Genomic DNA, 16,741 nt, shown 5'->3' on the forward strand with positions numbered 1-16,741 from the left:
CGGAATTAACTTTGAGAATGTAGGAAAATGAATCAGGACTGCCGGTATTTCAGGGGATTGATGCCAGCATGCTTTTTAAAAAAGGCGGAGAAATAATCAGGATTTTCGACATGCAGGGCATCCGCAATTTCCGAAATGGTAAGACTGGTTTGACGCAACAATGATTTCGCATGATGGATGCGGGCATTATGAATGACCTGCAAAGCCGTTCTACCGCTGATATTCTTAATCGTAGCGGAAAGATGTCTGATCGTCAGGTGCATCTGGTCTGCATACCATTTAACGCCGGATTGTTGCAGGGAGTGTTGTTGCACCAGATTCATGAACACATTATATATTTCCTGCGGCCTGTTGGTGGCCGCTCCGGTAGCCGGATCTGTGCCGGCGTATTTCTGCGCCAGCAGGAGTAAAATCTGTAAATAATGCTGGATGATTGCCCTGCTGAATAAGTTATGCTCTTCTTCATATTCCTCCTGCATCTTTTTGAAGAGTGCCATAAATGCATCCGCTGCATCATTTGTTAGCACCATTTCAGGATGGTTGAAGTAATTGGATAAAAAAACTTCCTGCTGTTTGTAAGATCCCGTTGCCGCGATATGCAGGAATTCCGGTGTAAACAGGATCGTGAAACCATTGAAGGAAGACGTTTCATCCGCATCGCAGGCCTGCAATCTGTAGGGATTGACAAAAAAAAGTTTATTACCTTCTCCTGAAAAATGATAATGATCCAGCTTCACCGGATGCCCTTCCTGCTGAAAAGTGATTTCAAAAAAATGTTTCCGGTATGGAATATCGCTTAGGCAGTTATATACTTTCACATCTTCCCATTGAAAAATAACGAAGTCTTTAAACCGCATTTTTATATCAATGGCAGATGCCGTGAGAAAACCGGAAATATCTTTGTAATTGTTAATGGCGGACATATGGCAGATGTTAACAACTGTTGGTGGATCAATGAGATGGCAGGATTATATCAATTCGTATAATATTATTTATTTCAACCTCCTAACACAAATCCCATCATCTACTCATAACGAAAATAACAAAAAATAAATTGCCGGGGCGGAGATGAATACAGCTAGGTCTGGTTAACCCTATTAGCTCATCCTGTTGAGCAAATGGAATCCGGGGCAGAGATGAACGTACAGAAAAATATTTCGTGAAAAATTGATTGTCTTTACGAAGAAACTGCTCATCCCCCGCCCAAAACGAGCAAGGTAGATGAGCAGTTATCTATTTCATTTCCTTATATAGGTAGTATTTACCACACCCTGTCGGGATGAAAAAACATACGGGATTTTTCTAATGGCCTCTCACTGTATTTAATGAAGTAAGGTAGCACTAAACCCTTTTCACCGGCAATAGGGAAAGACATCCCGAATAAAGATAGTTTACTCAGTGCTTCGCTATCCTGAAAAGCCCACTGATCAGTAGTTCCTGCCTTGGTAAAATAAATGAAGGCATTCCTTAATACACTTTTATTATCAAAATTTACTGGTGCCACATAATCGATATACACCCATTTTCCCGGCTGCACATTTTTTACCAGGTATTCCCGGTATTCCTTCCCGCTACTTCCATCCTTTCTATACAGGAACATATCCACTGGCGTGTTCTTATCTATCCCATATAAATAAAAACCCAGCTTATTAGTAGCAGCATCCGGCGCAGGTTCATTCAGCGCCAGTTCCTTACCATCTATATAAATAAAGTTAAAATAGGCTTTAGTACCTGTGGCAGGTAAAGGCTGGCTTAAAACAACTTTCCCGGTAGTCCGATCTGTAAGGGTCATCTGGCCATGCAACTGTGCAGTGCGATAGATATATGTTGCCTCAAATCCTGTTATAGATGCCGATCGGATAATAAATTTACCATTAGATACATACTGACTATATTTCGTTGTATCTATCGCTACTTCCCACTCATGCTCACTACCATTATATCCGTTAACCACCACATGTATGGCCTTTTCCACTTCCTGTTCCTCCTTATTACAGGCTGTCAGTAAGGCAAGCAACAGCGCCATGATGCCCGTCTTTTTCATATAGTATTTTACAGCTTTCATTGTCCGCTATTTTTATAATTCAAAATCTTTAATAAATCTGATGCTGTTTCCCAGTGAGCTTTCCTTAAATATATACATCGTGGAAGACATCACGGGTGTCAGTGGCGTAGGAGCACTTGACGAGGTGGCATGCCAGGTGTAGCCCGTTCCTTCTGTATAAAACTCATTAGTGCCGGCTTTGTATATGTAAGCCTTAAATAGCACCGCAGTGGGCTGTCCGTTATACTGCTGGCCGGTAACCTGGAAAGTGGATATAGTTACCGACTTACTGAATTCATAGGGTTTTACATTTTTAATCCGGGTGATCTCTTCAAATACCTTTGGTATGAAATAATACTTGCCCAATACGATATCTACCGGTTGGGTATAATTGGTAAGGGTAGGCATAAACAGGTAGCTGACTGTAATCTTACCACTTTCCGGCTCCGGTTTTTCCGGCAAATCACCTGCTTTTCCATGCATATAAAATAAGTTGATGGTAGTCGGACCTGCTTCTTTTTTTATTTCTCTTTCCATCACCTGTTTTCCTGTATTGCGCTCTGTGATCCGGAGCATCGAAGTTTGCTGATTAACCGGAAACGTATAAGGTTCCAGATAATAAAAAATGCCAGTCGGCAATGCTTCCCTACCTTTCGTTGTATCTATTTTTATTTCCAGCTCTTCGCCGCTCCCATTATAGCCTTTCACAATAACAGGTACCATGTCCATCTTATAAATAAAATCGTCTTTCCCTTTGTTACAGGCAGCCAATACACACAGGAAGACACTTGTTAGCAGGGTATAAAATATATTTTTGATCATCATCGTTTTTGATTTTATGATAGTCAGATAAAAAATCAGAATGAATAGGAAACAGATAGGCTGAACGATGCACCAACCTTACGGATAAGGGTATCTTTATCACCAACCCTAACCCGGGTTTTTCCATCTGCAGCAGTTTCATAATGGCCTTCTTCATATTTCTCTGAAAAGCCTTCTTTCCATTCATAAATATCGCTCCACTCAGTGGCGGTAACTTCACTTCCAGGCGAATCTTTCCATTTATCCAATAATTTATAGGTATCGATACTATTGGTATAGAAGCGGTAAGGGCTGTTCAACAGGTTACTGACATTCAGTTTTACTTTCAGTTTTTTATCCTGTAAAAAGTTATAGCTTAATTGAGCATCCAACTGACCGCGCGGGCGTTCATACTCTACGATATCCGGACTCATTCCTATGGAAAAGGTTTTATAGCCCATGTGGTTAAATGCTACGTTGGCGCCTAAACGCTCTCCATCATACTGCAGCCCAATATTGTACAGCACTGGTACCTGACCATATAATGGTCTTTTTTCTTTCTGGAATGATTTCGTACGGTATTCATAGTTTCTGCCGATATTATCTTCTGCCATACTCTTTCCCCTAAATTCACTGGCCTGTACCTGAGAACTTTGGAACGTAAGGTTACCACTCAGGTAGATATTATCCAGAAATTTCCAACCGGGCTTCACAAATCCCAGGCTCTTGCGCAGATCAAATTCCCAGCCGTTAACCTTTGCCCATTCGGAGTTCTGGGTGAGCATATATATCCGCATGCCGGCATCTGGTTGGGTGCGGTACAATTCCACCGGTTTATCAAAGTACTTATAGAAATAACCAAAGGAGATGACTTCACCTGGTTTAGGATACCATTCCACGCGCACATCATAATGATCTATCAGCGTGGATAATACCCCTTCATTACGACGGAAGGCACCTATCGCCGGGTCGAAACGTATCATGCGGGAATTTTCGATCAGTGCAGGCCTTACTACTGACTGTGAATAAGCTGCTCTTATGTTGAAATCCCTGAGGGGCGTTGCTGTCAGGCTGGCTGAAGGCAGGTAACGCCATGCTTTTTCTTCTGTTTCAGGATTGGTAAAAGGCGTTACTATCTTCCCGGTTTCTGGATCTACATACCGGCGTTTTTCGCCCTGTTCAATGAGGGTGGAGATAGCCAGATCATTTGTACCATTTTTCAGTCTTTCGTATTTATAATATTCTGCCCGTACACCCCATACCAGCCGGAGCCAGTTGGTAAAACGGTTATCCAGCATAGCATATACAGCCTGATTGGTATTCTTTCCCTGATATTCGCTGCGGGAAAAAGAGGCAGGATAGTACATCAGGCTTTTCAACGGATCTTTGAAATCCAGATACTGGCCCCATTCCTGTACCGGCACATAGGGATATACGGCGCCAGCAGTCTTTGCAGCACCAATAGGTAATACCATCCAGTCGTAGGTACCTTCCCGCTGCATGTATTGGTATCCGGATTTAACTACCTGCTTCTGTCCGAGTACGTTGAAGTGATAGCTCAAGGCACCTTCTGCTATTTTATTGGTTTCCTCATAGAAATACCGGGCCCTGTTAAACGTTCCTCCACCGGGATTGGTAATGGCGCTGGGAACTACATTATATACAATACCATTGGGAGTACCTACAGGCCCCAGCCATGCCTCCACAGCATCTTTTTCCAGATTGGTGAGTCTATTCTGAGAAAGATTCCAGTCCAGGCGGAAAGCACCAAAGGTGTGTTCACCGTTGATGCGGTGTTGCAACAGGTCAATGAACTTAGGGCGATCATATTCGCGGATAGCGGCATACTCACCATAACCGATTTCATTACCCCAACCTACTATACGGGAGAACTGGTTATTGAGTACCCGGGAATAGAAATTACGTACCGTAATCTTGTGATGCTTTGTACTCCATCCCAAATTCAGCAATGCCCCCCAGGTGGTATTAAAATTATACTGGTTGGCAAAAGTAGGTTCCACTTCTTCTCCTGTTGCTACATTATAGGTACGATTAGTAAGCTTTTCCCAGTTACCCCGTTCGAAATGCGGAATATCATCAATAGACTGTTCATTACGGTAGCTGAGGGAACCAACAAAACCCAGGCGGCTGTTGCGGAGCTGATAGCTACGTCCCAGGCTGAATTGGTAACTCTGACCAGGGAGTGCTTTATAGGCTCTTGTGCCCATGCGCTCCAGGCCTCCGATTTTTTTATTCTGCTCCGCTATCATCGCCGGTGTTATCGGGGTAATACCCGGAGATGGTATGGCATTAGGCTTTGTGGGAATATAGTTTTGACCATCAAATGTCAGCAGCTCATCCGGGAAATGCTCTCTCGAACCATCATCAAAGCCCAGGTAATCATGTTTACCCCGGCCATAACCCAGAAATTCCCGGCCTGTACTACCACTAATATATTTTCCGCCAAAACTTAAGGTGGTGAAGTTGTTGTTGGGAATAGCCAAGGTATTGATCTGTATCAGTCCACCACCAAAACCAAATGACATATCCGGTGTGGAGGTTTTGGATACAATCACATTATCAATCAGGTTACTGGGTACGATATCAAATTCAAAATCACGTACCTGTACATCCGTACTGGGTAAAATGGCGCCATCCATCATCGCCAGGTTATACCGCTCAGCGATTCCCCGTACTACCACCCGGCGGTTATCATTGGTACTGATACCTGAAATCCGTTTGAGTGTTTCACCGATATTTTTATCAGGTAATGCCGCTATCTGTTCACTGCTGATACCATTGGAAATACCCGCTTCATTCTTCTGGCGGGCATAATGTCCTTCTATAGATGCTTTGCTGTAGGAACTGGAAATAACTACTGTATTCAGTTTCTGGTTACCGCTTTTCAGCACAATATCAAGCGGCGTATTGGCATTGGCAGAAACAGTAACGCCGGTAATCTGTTTTGTCTGAAAACCGATGTAGCTTACTTCGATCGTATACGTTCCGGGAGAGAGTATAAAATGATAACTGCCATTCCCACTGCTTTGTACGGCCTGGTTCTGCTGCACGACTCTGATAGTAGCGCCGGGAAGCGGCTCTCCCCTTTCATCAATCGCTTTACCGGTAATACGGCCGGACTGCCGGGCAGATGGTGAGGTAGGCTGTTGCGTATCTGTACCCGTAGTGGTTGATTGCTCACTAATCATCACATGGTCGTTACGCTGGATATAGTGCAGGTTAGTTTGCTTCAATACCAGTTCTATGGCATTTTCTACGGTAATACTATTTTCGTTGATCGTTACTTTTACAGCGCTGTATTTGTTGATATCATTCCCATAAATGAACTTGAATCCGCTCTGTTGCTGGATGGCAGCCAAAGCCTCCTTTAGGGTACGACCGGATAGCTGTAATTTTATTTTTTCACTGCCCAGATTTTGGCTGTTAGCTATCAATGGCATCACCAAAGAAAGCAGGAGCATGACAATCGGGAAAAATACACATAGCCGTCCCGTTCGAACGGTCGTTCGTAATAATCCTGATAAGGATTTATTTTTTTGCATATTATTGTAAATGTTTTACAGATGAATTGTTTTTAGAGATGATGATTTGTAAAATCCGGGAGTCCCGGTGTTCGCTTGAAGCCATACAGACCGTCAAATCGTGGGGCTTTTTTGCAGACGAAAAGTGTCCGGCTTCCCGCAGGACACTTTTTTTGTGGGGTACATTTACCTGTTCATGATGGTGGTTTTTGTGGTTCGTTTTTTAGTGTTTGTTCATTGATTGGATGGTGAATATTTTTCCATCGTGCGTGTACTTGTAGGTGAATTTACCTACGAACCCAAGCATGTCAAGTATATCTGTAACAGGTTCATTGGCGGAAAAGGTACCACTCACTATATTTCCCGAAATATTTGCCTCTTTAAAAATCACCTCTATACCATACCTCCGCTCCAATTCAATCGCCACCTGACCCATCGTCATGTCAGTAAAAACCAGTCCACCAGCTTTCCATGCTGTTATACCGTTTACATCGAATTCTCTGCGTGTAGCCTTCCCCGTTTTCGGATTGTAGGTTACTTTCAGACCGGGTGTCAGTAAAGCCAGTGCTGTTGCTTTTTCTTCCTGTATAGCACTTACACTCACTTTACCAGTGATCACCGCCACTTCCTGTTCGTGTCCTTCATAAGCTTTTACCTTAAAGGAGGTACCGAGTACCCTGGTCTGCATATTTCCCGACCGGATGTTAAAGGGATGGGCTTCATCCTGTTTCACGTCGAAAAATGCTTCTCCCTGCAGCACTACATCCCGGCCCGTTTCAGGATAAGTTGCCGGGTATTTCAGGCTGCTGCCTGCCGCCAGGAAAACAACCGTACTATCTGGCAGGGCGTATCTTACAGGACTTCCTATAGGATTCACTTTTTCCACATATTGCACCTCCTCTATATCTTGTATACGGTTCTTTTTAATTTGCCATACGGCAAATCCAGCCAGTATCAATAAGCCTGTCCATACGGCAGCATATCGGAATATTTTAAGCCGATGGATGCTGGTTCTCCTGTCATCGGCAAAAGAGCGATGCTGGTTTTCATGCGCTGCTATCCGCTGCTGCACTTCCTCCAGACGGCTACGAATCACCTCCTTCATCACAGGATCGGGTTCCTCCGGGTTATTCCATGCCGACAATTCCCGTTGCCGCAGGAGCTCATCCAACAGGTACTGCCCTTCCTGGCTGTCTAGTATAATTCCGGCCAGGGTAAGTTCCTCTGCTGAACAAACACCATCCAGGAATTTTTCCAACAAGCGCTTTTCTGCTGCTTCCATTTTTTGTTGTTGCTTTTAATTTATGTTGAGGGAAAATAGAAAGTTCACCTGTCCGGCTGCCTATATTTTTAGTACTTAACGGCTTTTTATTGCGCTCTCTATGTATAAGGACGAGAAAACTATCCTACCACCACCTATGTGTTTCGCTTTTTTTTAATAATAAAATAGAACCGGGCCATCAAAAAGGGATAGCGATCTTATTTCCGGGAAATTTGACAGGAAATGAGGGCCCGTTGTAAGGTCATTTCAGCTAAAAAACATACCGGTATTACAGGAAATCACGCAGGAATAAAAGAGGAATCATCGCAGAAGGAACATATTCTTTCATGTTCTTACGCAGGCTGTTCAATGCGGCCACCATATAGTTTTCAACCGTATTGACAGAAAGGTTCATCCGCTGGGCTATTTCGGAATAGGTCAGGTTTTCTTCCCGGCTTAATATAAAAACCTGGCGCCGTTGCGGACTTAGTTCATTTAAGGACGTCCGGTATGCCTGTTCGGCTTCTTCGGACAAAAGGCGGTAATCTGTTGGTCTGTCCAACTGATGTTCTTCCAGTATTTTATCGAGACTGGCATCCATCGGAATATTCCTGCGCAAATGGGTAATAACCAGATTGCGGATAGAACGGAAAAGATAATGGGAAAAATTACTGGTAATATTTATTTGCCGGCGTTTTACCCAAAGGTTGAATAACTGGTCCATACACAGTTCCTCGGCTTTCATCATATCATCTATGTAGGAAGAAGCAAGGTGGAACATTCTTGGATAATACCTGCTGAACAACTCATTATAGGCGCGCATGTCGTCTTGCTGACAACATTGCCATAACTCCATATCAGCAGCTTGCTTATAATCCATAGGTATATAACTAACCACTGCAAAATTGCCTGTTTTAATATTACCCTAACATTAATTTTTTGTAAAGCCGGATGGGGAGTGGGGGTAATAAGCAGCTGTTACGGCGTATTTCAGGGGAACTACTCCTGCATATTTTCCTTTGCACCTAATCGTTTAAAACAGAAAAGCATCCTCCATACCAGAAGATGCTTTTCTGTTTTGTTTAAAAGTATTAATAAAACCACGTCCTGGTACGTATGGCGCCCGGATAACTGACTACCAAACCGGTAAGCTGCTTATTTTCATTATAGGTATAACTAAATTTCCTTTGTACTCCATTAACGGTCTCTGTTGCAATCAGGTTTTTATTGAAGAATTTTTCCACACTTGCGACATCATATAAACCAAGATCGTTAATAAAGTTAAACATACACAGAGATCTAAAAATATTCTTATCATTGGTATAGGTAAAAGTCGTTTCGCCCACCAGCTTATTTTCACTGTCGTACTCTTTACGACTGGTGATATTACCATTTGTTGCCTCATAAGTATAATATCTCCAGATGTTGAGTGTTGTTGGGTATTTCTGATTAGTAACGGTATAATAAGTCTTCCGGGAGAGTATACCGTTAGTATATTGATATGTATAGCGACTTTTAGAACCACTATACATTGGAGGATCAAACTCCTCCAACAAATTATCCGCATTGTATTTGAAATTAACCGTTAGCGCCAATACCCCCTTATGTATCTGTGTAAATACCGTCAGATTACCAGCTCCATCATAAGTAGCATTATAGATACTCCCATAAGTAGTATTTTCTACGCTTTTAATACGTTTATTCACATCGTAGCTTACCTTAAAAAGCGTATCATAAGCCTCTGGGAGCCCCTGCCGCCATCCAACAAACTGGTCTCCATTTGCAGAGGCAGTAGGTACCGTCACCACCGGTGGTTGGGCATCAGGTGTAGACATTTCTTTTTTGCAGGAAACAATAATCACAGCGACAAAAAACAGCAAGCAGGCCGTAAATCTCATTTTCATGAAGTATAGGTGTATTTCGCCAAAGTTATTTACATACTGCTTAAAATCAATGTTATAAAATCAGATACTGTGTATAGGCAACAAAAAAAACAGCCGCTAATAACGCAAATAATTATCTTGTTCCGGCTATACTTCAATAGTATACTGCCCTTTAGTTATAGCCATTGATAAGATTCACCACTACCTGCGCCATAATATCCATTTCAACCGGATTACTCTCCGCAATCATCAGGGTAATGGCCACCAAAGCATTATCAGCAATACGTTTTCCGCCATCTTCCCGGTAAAGCATATTATTCTTCTCCAGAAACCACACAAACAAGAAAGCCGCAATCCGTTTATTCCCATCTGAAAAAGAATGATTTTTTACAACGAAATACAACAGCTGTGCTGCTTTTTCTTCCACACTGGGATATAGTTCTTTTCCGTCAAATGTCTGATAAATGGCTGCCATGGAGCTTCTGAACGATTCATCCTTTTCATTACCGAATAAACGGCTACCTCCAAATTTATCTCTTAGGCCCCGGATCGCGCCCATCGCATCCGCATAAGTAGCCGTAAAAGCCTGCTGCGTGTGAATTGCCTCGATAGTTAAACTCCGATGATCATACTTATCCAATACATCCAATGCATAGGTATAATCGGTAATGACTTTTAACAGGCCATTGGCTTCGTCAGAAGATACTTCACTGGCACCCGTCACCTTACCCATTAATCGTATGGTTTGTTTCAGGGCTTCAAATTGCTGGTTTTGTTCCTGCAGCCGTTTTTCGTTCAGGGCGTAGCCTTGCGTCAGGAATTCCTTCAGGATTTTGTTTGCCCAGATACGGAATTGAGTGCCGCGGATGGATTTAACCCGATAACCTACCGATATTATTACATCTAAAGAGTATTGTTCCAACTTACGTTTAACCGTTCTTTTCCCCTCATATTGAACTGTCAAGGATTCCTTGACAGTTGCATTTTTCTCAAGCTCACCTTCATTGAATATATTATTAATATGCAAGCTAATATTCTGCCTGCTGCTTTGAAACAATTCAATCATTTGTTTTTGGGACAGCCAAACAGTGTCCTGGTCTATAACTACATCAATAGCCGTAGTCCCATCCGGTGTCTGATAAATAATAATCTGATTATTTTCCATGATCTTCTTTCTTAATCCTATAAAGTTAACCTATCAGACATAGCAAAGGGTTAATCGTTAGTAAACACGCCACTTAATCAGCTGGAATCCGCTACCCGACAATAAACCATGCTATCTCCTCACCTGTAAGTCAACCACTTTACGCCTAACAACCCGTTATGCTGCTCTACATAAAAAGTATCGCCCTTTTCAAACCTGGCATATTCCCGTTCCGTCATCTCTTTTTCATAAGAAGATCCAATGATTTTAAGCAGTAAAAAATAATACTGCCGGTTAAAAGCGCTGGTTTGTTTTTTGTCCATGAGGATAAATTCCTCCATTCCTATGCTGATCTTCTTGTATTGCCAGCTATCACGATATTGATAGTAGGTTTGCTGGCTTACTGCTACCCAGCTGGCAGGTGTGGCCATACTATCCGGATGAATAAGATCGAAATAATATCGATCTCCCCCGGGGCCACCTTCATCATCGGATAAGCTGGTTGAATAATACTTCTTTGCTAACAAGTAAGGCGCCACCACAGGCGATGAAAAATCGAAAGCATAATTCAATACAAGGAGAAAAGCTAATAGATAACAACACAATCCTCCCCAAAAAACACCTTTATTCATTACCGGTACAGGTTGGCCGGCAAATAAAAAGATATACATCACAGCAGGTAAGAAAAAGCTGACAGCAAGCGTTAGAAAGTCTGCCCGATATACCGATAATACATGAAACAAAAGAAAACCATACAAACAGGGTCTAAAGAGATCCAGCCAGAAATTGTATACGTTATCTGACTGAGGTCTGCTAAAATAGTATAGCAGATGTCTTGCGACCGCAATAAAGAAAAAAATGACGAACAGGTACCTGAACCTGGCGGATAAAGGATCTGTATATAGTAACCCAATACCTAATCCTATGCCTACTATAGCTAGCGCCCAACTGCTTATCGGACCTATGCCGGCTGGATTTATAAAAGGGGTGTTTCCTTCCTTACGCATATTCGGTTTTGTCAATTAAAGCGGTATAAAAAACAGGTAGCCCTACTTCTCCAATCGTTTTCTGATCATCGCTACCAACTCATCAGGGGTAAGGAAGTTGTTGAAAAACGTTTCCAGATTACCATAGCTGGTAATTTCCTTAAAAAACACTTCGTGGTCGGTACCAAATACGGTGGGGTTTTCCTGATCAGGATCAGACAGGCATACATAATAATGATCCGGAAACCCATAGCTATACGCAATTTGAATAAAGTCGGGCTGTGTATCTCCGGTCAGTTCAACTACCTCATGCAGGTCTACCATCTCAGGATCATTAAAATCACTGTTCCACTCGTCGTAATCAGCCGTACCTGCTTTTAAAGGCGTAAAAAGATCATTTCTAAAAAACACCTGTGCCCGTCCCTCTTCTGTTGTGACGTAATAATGAGCTATGATTTTTTTATAGAAAGCTGTTTTGTCCTGCTGGAATAATGCTGCATGCTCATTGATAAATGCTGCGATTCCATAAACAGGTTCCGCTTCTTCCGCTATTTGCCACGGCGTATCCTTTGGTTTGGGATACAACACGGTATTAAATGTAATGGCCTGCAGTGCCTGCAGCAACGGCTTATTAATAGCATTATCTATATTTCCTCCCAGTAGCTGAATACGGTCTAATATTTCCTGTTTCATTGTTTTTCTTTTTGATCCTGGTATCAAGGATGATACCCGCTACTTAAAATTACAGGTATTTGTAATAACCAGCGGCTTTTGTTTGCGAAGATATAGCGGAGCTGATATGGGGTACCCCGCATAAAGAAGGCTGTCCCAAAAGTATGGGACAGCCCTCTTTCAATCATTTAGCTCCTGCCGGATTACAATTCCCTCGTAAGGTAAAGTGTATATTCGTCCCGGGCTATATTAGCTGTAGTACTACGGGAGTAGTTAAACAGCAACCCGGATCAGCAGGAAGTGGTTATCAACCCCATTTACAGCCAAAAGCATGGCATCTGCAAGCCGCACCGGCTATATTACGGCAGTTCATGTCTGTATTACAACCCCCGGCACAGATCTGCCGCATATTGGATTGTCCGCCGTTAATAATACTCATTGCTTTACGGGTCAGCTTTTTAGCGCCCCAGGAAGGTTGTTTCATAAACGTTGCAATTAAAAGGTGAAAAATCACGCCACTATTCAGCATTCAGTGGCATACAGGTACTACAAGAATAGCGCATGACACCGCGTTCTTCCCGCAGGGACCTCAAAAAAATAGCCTGCAAAACTGAATTACCCACTGACAGGTAACCAGATTACCCCGATTACAGGTATGCATGTATTGTTTAACAGACCGTGCATATCAGCTGTTGTGATTTTGCGAAGGCCGGGATTACTGTAGCCCGGATTAAGAAATTCGTTACACCTCCGCTATACCTGCCCTTTTATTTTATGGGTAAAATATTTCACACCTATCAACAGTTCCCTAAAACATGGACTGCACCAGGAATTACCTGGTGCAGTCCATGTTGGAAAAGGCTCCTGAATATCATTATAGGCTACCTTATTTTTTCACCTTGATGTATTGGAAGCTATCTGTGTAGTTCCATTTTTGTTGCCGGGTCACCAGGTTATCCGAGTTATAGGTATTAATAATCTGCATATTTTGAACAGGTCCTTCATCCGTCCATCTCATCCAGCTCGGATTGTTTTTAGAAGAAAATATCCCCGCATCTTTTGACATGCCTGTTTTTATTCCGATAAAATATGCATTCTGCGCATTATCAAAACCACCGTATTCATATACATAGGGATCGCCATCTACAGGCTGCCCCCATACTTTCAGATAATTGCCCCTTCTATCCACCTTGTAATAAAGATTAAATTTTGTGCCTGGGCGAAAGAACTCATGGGTATGTATAACCGTATCATTTCTGTAGGTAAATGTTTGCAGCACCCGACCTACCGATCTGTACTCCTCAATATGACTCAGCCTTTTCAGTGAGTCATAATCATAACGCGCAATACTGGGATTATAGTTGGTAGCCCCATACCACGAATGGAGTTCAACAAGATTATGGGCATTGTCGTAAAAATATTTCGACACGGACATCGTATCGTGCAGTGAATTAAAACCAACACTTATCCACGGTTTATTGAATGCATTATACTGAATCTCCTCCCATACATAAGGTGTATCAGCTGGTTTATAGGGCATCCGGTATATCTTGCTTAATAAAAAGATAGTTTTAGCAGGCGGAACAACATCCGGCTTACAGCCGTAAAAAAGTATAACAGTGAATAATGTGAGGGAATAGCTGAAAGATTTCATAAAGATAGATTTAATGATGAGCAACAGATATATACTGTATGTTTTATAAAAATTATTCACCCGATCTTTCTTTGAATCATCATATGTAAAAACGATCACCTGTTCTTGCTGTTTCTTTTTGGAGACCAGTCATTACACGCGCCTTTCAGGCACGTATACCTTTCTCCACCGAAAGAGGAGTACACATCGCTATTAGTTATTTTTTAGCACTTTGATATATTGAAAGCTATCCGTGTAAGCCCACAGTTGTTGCAGGATGACCAGACTATCCTGGTTATAGGTATTAATAATCTGCATATACTCAACAGGACGTCCTTCATCCGTCCATCTCATCCAGGAGGGGTTATTCCGGGAAGCACGTGTCGCATTCATTGAGACACCTGGTTTAAGTCCCATAAAATATGCGTTCTGCGCATTATCAAAACCACCATATTCGTATACATATGGATAGCCCCTTACGGGCCGCCCCCACATTTTCAGGTAATTACCTTTCTGATCAACCTTATAATACACATTAAAACTTGTTCCGGCATTAAAGAACTGATAGTTTTCTACAATCGTATCATGGCTGTAGGTGAAAGTCCGCAGTACCCGGCCCACCGACCGGTTCTCCTCAATATGACTGATTCTTTCCTGTGCATCATAATAATAATGCTCGGTAGTAGGATTATAATTGGTAGCCCCATACCAGGAATGAAGCGCTACAAAAATATTCTGGCTATCATAAAAATACTTAAACACGTTCATTGTATCGTGTCGTGAATTAAACGTAACACTTATCCAGGGTTTATTGAATGCATTATATTTGATCTCCTCAGATACATAAGGGGTATCTATCGGCTTATAAGGCATCCGGTATACTTTGCTCAATAAAAACATGGTTTCGGCAGGCGGAACAATATCCGGCTTACAGCCGTAGAAAAAGATAATGGTCAATAACGTGAGGGAGTAGCAGAAGGATTTCATAAAGAAAGGTTTAGTGATTAACAACCTATATTAGCTGTATGTTCTATAAAAATTACAAAACCAATCGTTTTAAAAAATACGGCTTGTAAGTAAAATAACCGTTTGTTCTATTAGCTTTTGCCAGACAAATGTTGAGTGCAACGAATAAAAGTACACTTAAAGGTTCATAGTTACTGATGCTGGTAAATGAGGAAGTCCATGTAAAAGTAAATCAATGCGCGTGTAACATCCCCTCAGTGCGTGGTTTACTGCTCCTTTGCTACTTTGGACTAAATGACGCGGGCATTCTCCTACCTTTGCGCTATGAAAGCTCCACCTCCCAGATATATTACCGGTACCGCTATTGCTACGCTGGCACAGGCATTCGGATACCCCAATCATCCACATATGCAGGATTGGGAGTATGAAGTATCCTCCTTTGCCGACCTGGAAAAATATATGGCCGCCTATGTGTCTACAGCCGATGATGACATTCGTTTTCTGCTGATGGAGATGATCCTGGAAACCAGTAATAATAAAGACCGGGATTTTGACTGGATAGCGGCAATCTGGCCCCGGGTAAAGGCGCTACTTACGGCATGCTTTCCCTTACATGCACCTACCGTCTATTACTGGAGTTGCTTCGATGTGGAAGATATCGCAGATACCTTTTATATCAGTGCTGCAATGAGGGAACTATGGCTCGAACAAACAGATCACGCTGCACAAAGCAACCCGCAGTAGTCGCAGGTTGCTTTGCGTAGCATCATATCTTATTGAAAATACTGCGACAAATCCGTATAATTCAGGGTAAATATGGTGCCTTTAGAGGGGCCATTCGGCCTTCTCGACTTAACATCTTTTATGATCCACAACTGCGATTTTCCGGGGCTAAAAACAAAATTGGTATTGGTACCTAAATTACGGATAGGTAACAAATCCTTCGTGGTATCATAAGGCGCCAGCTCTGTACCGGTTCTGCACAGGCGACCGACATACCGAAAGTTATCTGGTAATGGCGGCAAAGTCACCGGCTCTCCGAAATCACCGGAGAGGGATATTTTTATATCCGCTTTTACCACAGCATCCAGCCCTTTTGACAAATCTTGTTTATAAAACACCAGGTCTACCGGCATACCCGTAAAAAACTCCGGCAATGAGGGCTCCAGTTTCACGGTCACGTTCATATAGGCCGGATTCGCCGGTGGCGCCAGATTTACCTTGTCGATCAGATCTTTTCCATCATAATAAAAGAATATCTTTTGTACAGCAGTAGTTGCTGTAATTTTTCTGACAGACAATACATTTCCGTTCTTTTTATTGCGGATCTGTAGTTCCCTTTGCATACCTTCTTCGGCACCAATGTTTACAAACGGGGTGAATTTATTTTCAATACCACTGGTAATAACAGTACCGTCCAGCAACAACTCCAGCGAATCTATCATCGCATATCCTTTTAACTCCAGCTTCACCGATTTATCATATATCTTCCCATTATCATGAAAAATACTGGTAGTTTGTAAAAACGGAGTCGTTGCCACATATCTGGTAGCGATCACCTGGGTACTACCTTGCTTTCGGATTTCAATAATGCCTTGTCCGGTTACAGGCACTGCGATCAGTTCATCGATCGCAAATGTACCTCCCACGGTAGCCATTATATTTCCTTCATTCCAAAATTCCAGCGAATCACCCACAGTAAATCCACTGATGCCGAAGCGTACCACATTACCGATCTCCAGTGCAGGTACTTGTTTCTTACAGGCTACTGCCAGGAAACACAGCAGGACACACATCCATAATCTCATA

15 protein-coding genes are annotated in these 16,741 nt (G+C 42.4%); 1 reads left to right on the forward strand and 14 read right to left on the reverse strand.

The window, feature by feature from the left end:
• Nucleotides 1-32: 32 nt before the first annotated feature.
• From OL444_RS30655 to OL444_RS30715, 13 genes are all read right to left on the reverse strand, one after another.
• Nucleotides 33-923, reverse strand: coding sequence for a helix-turn-helix domain-containing protein (locus OL444_RS30655; protein WP_264726873.1), 891 nt, complete (start codon nucleotides 921-923; stop codon nucleotides 33-35).
• Between the two features lie 338 nt (nucleotides 924-1,261).
• On the reverse strand, nucleotides 1,262-2,065 hold the full coding sequence (locus tag OL444_RS30660; protein ID WP_264726872.1) for a hypothetical protein: 804 nt from the start codon (nucleotides 2,063-2,065) through the stop codon (nucleotides 1,262-1,264).
• A 12-nt stretch (nucleotides 2,066-2,077) separates the two neighbouring features.
• Nucleotides 2,078-2,869 carry a hypothetical protein gene (locus OL444_RS30665; RefSeq protein WP_264726869.1) on the reverse strand — a complete coding sequence of 264 codons (792 nt, stop codon included), beginning with the start codon at nucleotides 2,867-2,869 and terminating at the stop codon, nucleotides 2,078-2,080.
• Between the two features lie 32 nt (nucleotides 2,870-2,901).
• The gene (locus OL444_RS30670) at nucleotides 2,902-6,408 is read right to left on the reverse strand and encodes a TonB-dependent receptor (protein WP_264726867.1); all 3,507 of its coding nucleotides are present in this window, start codon (nucleotides 6,406-6,408) and stop codon (nucleotides 2,902-2,904) included.
• A gap of 202 nt (nucleotides 6,409-6,610) precedes the next feature.
• Nucleotides 6,611-7,669, reverse strand: a complete 1,059-nt coding sequence (locus OL444_RS30675; protein WP_264726865.1) for a FecR family protein — start codon at nucleotides 7,667-7,669, stop codon at nucleotides 6,611-6,613.
• A gap of 268 nt (nucleotides 7,670-7,937) precedes the next feature.
• The gene (locus OL444_RS30680) at nucleotides 7,938-8,528 is read right to left on the reverse strand and encodes an RNA polymerase sigma-70 factor (protein ID WP_264726863.1); all 591 of its coding nucleotides are present in this window, start codon (nucleotides 8,526-8,528) and stop codon (nucleotides 7,938-7,940) included.
• 211 nt (nucleotides 8,529-8,739) lie between these two features.
• Nucleotides 8,740-9,552, reverse strand: coding sequence for a hypothetical protein (locus OL444_RS30685; protein WP_264726861.1), 813 nt, complete (start codon nucleotides 9,550-9,552; stop codon nucleotides 8,740-8,742).
• Between the two features lie 151 nt (nucleotides 9,553-9,703).
• Nucleotides 9,704-10,696 (reverse strand): virulence RhuM family protein/type II toxin-antitoxin system death-on-curing family toxin, encoded by a 993-nt coding sequence (locus OL444_RS30690; RefSeq protein ID WP_264726859.1) that lies wholly within the window; start codon nucleotides 10,694-10,696, stop codon nucleotides 9,704-9,706.
• Nucleotides 10,697-10,815: 119 nt separating this feature from the next.
• Nucleotides 10,816-11,346, reverse strand: coding sequence for a hypothetical protein (locus OL444_RS30695; protein WP_264726857.1), 531 nt, complete (start codon nucleotides 11,344-11,346; stop codon nucleotides 10,816-10,818).
• Nucleotides 11,347-11,724: 378 nt separating this feature from the next.
• Nucleotides 11,725-12,354, reverse strand: coding sequence for a hypothetical protein (locus tag OL444_RS30700; RefSeq protein WP_264726855.1), 630 nt, complete (start codon nucleotides 12,352-12,354; stop codon nucleotides 11,725-11,727).
• Nucleotides 12,355-12,640: 286 nt separating this feature from the next.
• On the reverse strand, nucleotides 12,641-12,817 hold the full coding sequence (locus OL444_RS30705) for a hypothetical protein (protein ID WP_264726854.1): 177 nt from the start codon (nucleotides 12,815-12,817) through the stop codon (nucleotides 12,641-12,643).
• A gap of 402 nt (nucleotides 12,818-13,219) precedes the next feature.
• Nucleotides 13,220-13,987: a hypothetical protein gene (locus OL444_RS30710; RefSeq protein ID WP_264726852.1), complete on the reverse strand. Its 768-nt coding sequence runs from the start codon at nucleotides 13,985-13,987 to the stop codon at nucleotides 13,220-13,222.
• A gap of 192 nt (nucleotides 13,988-14,179) precedes the next feature.
• On the reverse strand, nucleotides 14,180-14,953 hold the full coding sequence (locus tag OL444_RS30715; RefSeq protein WP_264726850.1) for a hypothetical protein: 774 nt from the start codon (nucleotides 14,951-14,953) through the stop codon (nucleotides 14,180-14,182).
• A 303-nt stretch (nucleotides 14,954-15,256) separates the two neighbouring features.
• On the opposite strand from OL444_RS30715, the gene OL444_RS30720 reads away from it, so the two are divergent.
• Nucleotides 15,257-15,676 carry a hypothetical protein gene (locus tag OL444_RS30720; RefSeq protein WP_264726848.1) on the forward strand — a complete coding sequence of 140 codons (420 nt, stop codon included), beginning with the start codon at nucleotides 15,257-15,259 and terminating at the stop codon, nucleotides 15,674-15,676.
• Between the two features lie 29 nt (nucleotides 15,677-15,705).
• On the opposite strand, the gene OL444_RS30725 is transcribed toward OL444_RS30720, so the two are convergent.
• Entirely contained in the window at nucleotides 15,706-16,740 is a 1,035-nt protein-coding gene (locus OL444_RS30725; RefSeq protein ID WP_264726846.1) for a hypothetical protein, read from the reverse strand.
• Nucleotide 16,741: the final 1 nt, after the last annotated feature.

Source organism: Chitinophaga nivalis (genome assembly GCF_025989125.1).
GTDB classification, from domain to species: domain Bacteria; phylum Bacteroidota; class Bacteroidia; order Chitinophagales; family Chitinophagaceae; genus Chitinophaga; species Chitinophaga nivalis.